Annotated in this window: 4 protein-coding genes; 2 read left to right on the forward strand and 2 right to left on the reverse strand. The window is 37.1% G+C overall.

Annotation, left to right across the window (positions count from 1 at the left end; translation table 11 throughout):
* A partial coding sequence (locus AC1DRQ_RS30415) for an MFS transporter (protein ID WP_477429697.1) occupies positions 1 to 628 on the forward strand: 628 nt, incomplete at its 5' end.
* Between the two features lie 108 nt (positions 629 to 736).
* Here AC1DRQ_RS30415 and AC1DRQ_RS30420 read toward each other — a convergent pair.
* Positions 737 to 1,543 (reverse strand): polysaccharide biosynthesis/export family protein, encoded by an 807-nt coding sequence (locus tag AC1DRQ_RS30420; protein WP_477429699.1) that lies wholly within the window; start codon positions 1,541 to 1,543, stop codon positions 737 to 739.
* Between the two features lie 2 nt (positions 1,544 to 1,545).
* Positions 1,546 to 2,706, reverse strand: a complete 1,161-nt coding sequence (locus AC1DRQ_RS30425) for a DUF1972 domain-containing protein (RefSeq protein ID WP_477429701.1) — start codon at positions 2,704 to 2,706, stop codon at positions 1,546 to 1,548.
* Positions 2,707 to 2,978: 272 nt separating this feature from the next.
* Here AC1DRQ_RS30425 and AC1DRQ_RS30430 point away from each other — a divergent pair.
* A partial coding sequence (locus AC1DRQ_RS30430) for a hypothetical protein (protein WP_477429703.1) occupies positions 2,979 to 3,263 on the forward strand: 285 nt, incomplete at its 3' end.

The following is a 3,263-nucleotide window of genomic DNA, read 5'->3' on the forward strand; positions in this document are numbered from 1 at the left end:
TGCTCTCATACCTAAAACAAAGGTTGAGAAGGTACAGGTTGAAAAACATCCTTTTTCTGCAAGACGGGTTTCCATTTCTTTAGGGATCCTGATCGTGCTCATTTTTTCCAAATACTTTTACCTGGCCAGCATGACCAGTTATTATACTTTTTACCTGATAGATAAGTTTCATCTGAGCGTTCAAAGCTCGCAAATTCATTTATTTATTTTCCTGGGCGCGGTTGCTGCAGGTACAATGGCCGGTGGACCACTGGGCGACCGATTTGGCCGTAAATACATTATTTGGATATCCATACTTGGGGTTGCCCCATTTACCATGATGCTGCCTTATGCCAATTTATACTGGACAACCATCCTTTCCATGACTATTGGTCTTATCATTTCTTCGGCTTTCTCGGCCATATTGGTTTACGCACAAGAGCTGATGCCTGGAAAAGTAGGTATGATAGCCGGTCTGTTTTTCGGGTTTGCTTTTGGTATGGGCGGTTTAGGATCTGCCGTACTTGGTAAACTGGCCGACAGTACCAGCATCAATTATGTTTTTCATGTATGCGCATATTTACCATTGATTGGCATCCTGACAGCGTTTTTACCTAACCTTGAAGTAAAAAGAAAGAAAATTGCCTGACAATAAGACCAAAACAACATTACACATAAATACCCGGGTAAGCTAATTTCCGGGTATTTTGTTTGTAGTTTACTTAATAGTAATCAGGTTTAGGATGTAGGGCTAAATTTATTTTCTGAGTGTTAGAATAATTAAAGCCGTGTTCAGCAAAAGTAATGCAGGTTGTGCAAACGTTGTAATAGTGTTTATCTTATCGTTACGTATAGCGCGCCTGTTTTGTTCAACATAAATAATATCCTGGTTTTGAATAATAGTTGATGGATTTGATAAAGCAGCAACATCATCCAGATCAACCTCAATTACTTGCTTGCTTTTCAGCCCCCCGCCCCTTAAAATTTTAACCTTTTTCTCATTACCTTTCTCAGTAAGGCCTCCCGCTTCGCCAAGTATTTCCATCAGGGTAGTTTCATCTTTCAACAGCGCATAGTTACCTGGTTTTTTTACCTCGCCCATCAAAGTAGCTTTTAAATTGATAACCTTAACTTCAATAATGGGATTTTTAAGTACATTTTGACGGTAGAGGTCATCTAACTTTTTTGATGTTTCCAACCTTGATAAACCAGTAACCGGCACCCTGCCTATTACAGGTAAGGCAATAGTTCCGTCACTTTCTACCTGGTAATCCAATGCCTTTGAACCACTTCCTGATGCCCCCTGATCAGCCACCCCGGTTGAGGAGGCTTCGTCAGTGATCAATTTAATACTTTGCAGGTTCCTTACCTGCAGAATATCTCCTGTCTTAATTTTATATTCAGTCGGTTTATAATCATCTATTTTAACCGGCGTTTGCTGTTCCCTGGAATTTCTTTCAAAATATCCCTGATTTTGCTTGTATGAACACGAACATAAAAACACAACAAGTACACTTACCGCAAAAAATAACGGCAAATAATTTAATGGTTTATTTATATACATATTTATGAATTTTCTAAAAGAAACGATACCTCAGTTCCAAGCTCCTTGGGTTGATAAATTTTTACGCGCGCTGACACTATAGATTCAAAATGATCTGCATAGGAGTTGATAATGGTTTCGCAGGTATAATTATCTATTATCTTTTGTTTATTGTTTGCCAGTACCTGCAGGTAACGCGATTCGCTTTTGTTCCCGGTAAGTAAGTGGTAAGTAATATCATCGGCATTAGAAAAATACAAAGCATCATTCTGAAGAATAGCACGGTTAAACTTATTATCATTGGAGCAAATCAGGCTATTGGAAGCCATTGCTTCAAGTAATGATGGGTTGGTGCCCCCAACTGTGTGGCCATGAAAATATAAATTAGAATAATATCTCAAATTATTGAGTTTATTCATATTATAAATGCCTTCGCAAAATATAATATTATCAAAATAACTAAATTTTGCTCTTAGATAGGTACCATAATCATTGTTGGTGCTACCTATAACCAAAAACTTCCGGTCGGTATCGGCTTTAACCACACCATCTAAAATTGTTTCAATACTATTTTCAGGTTCCATTCTGGCAATCAGCATATCGTATTGATTTACTTCCAGCTTATACTCATCAAGCACAGCAGTATCAGGCTGATCAAATATTTCGGCACCGTAGGGTATATAGCATGATTTTTTGTTGTATTTATTCTCGATATACCTTTGTATCTCTGTAGAATCGGCAATTAAAAAGTCACTGTATCTAACAGCAAGTTTTTCGGCAAACCGTAAAAATGCCTGAACAGGTTTAGCATATTTTGATCTTGTCCACTCCAGCCCGTCCATGTTGGTAGTAACAACTGCATTTCGGGGTAAAAGCCATCCCCATACCGAACTGCTGGTATATCCTAACTGAAGGATAACGTCGAACTTCTTTTTCCTTAAATCTTTTATACAATTATAATCGTACAAGAACTGCCCTATTGTTCCTAATTTGTATTCAGGATCATGGCAATGGCATATTTCAACAGAATTCCAGGTTTTTTCCTGATAAGGGTGGTTATGAGAGTTGTAAACCACCACCTCATAACCCTTCCTGACTAAGCCCGCCGCTAAATATTCGGCGCATTGTTCAAAGCCGCCGTAGTGGTTCGGAATTCCCCTGGTTCCGATGATAGCTATACGCATAATAATATATATTTAATACTTTTATTAAAAATGAATCAGTATTTCAAGGCTCGGGTCATTAGTTAATTCTTTTGATCAAACCATGTATAATTATACGCATAAACACACCCAAAAGCTGCGTTTTTAGGCCATGTGAATAAACGGGATGTATAGAATTGTAGTGAACAAAATAAACAGAGAAGTGAACGGAATGAATGAAAAATATAATATTTTTTATAAAAAAATTATTATACTTATGCATATTACTCGCCCGAAATAATAATTAATAAACAATGATTAAAGTGTTAAAATTCCTAAGGAGGATCAATCTGAAAACCATCATCTTTAACTTTAGATATTTCCCTTTTAAAACAGCCATAAAATTTCCGGTTTTAATATCCAGTAATGTTTTTTTGTACAAAACAAAAGGCCGGGTAATTATTAATGCTCCCATAAAAACCGCCCTGATTCAAATTGGCTATGGAGCTATTGGCATAGCTGATTTCAAGAGGTCAAGAGCTATATGGGAAGTTTACGGTGATGTTGTTTTTAATGGTAGGGCATTTATTATGCATGGC

Source organism: Mucilaginibacter sp. P4_E8, from assembly GCF_056401495.1.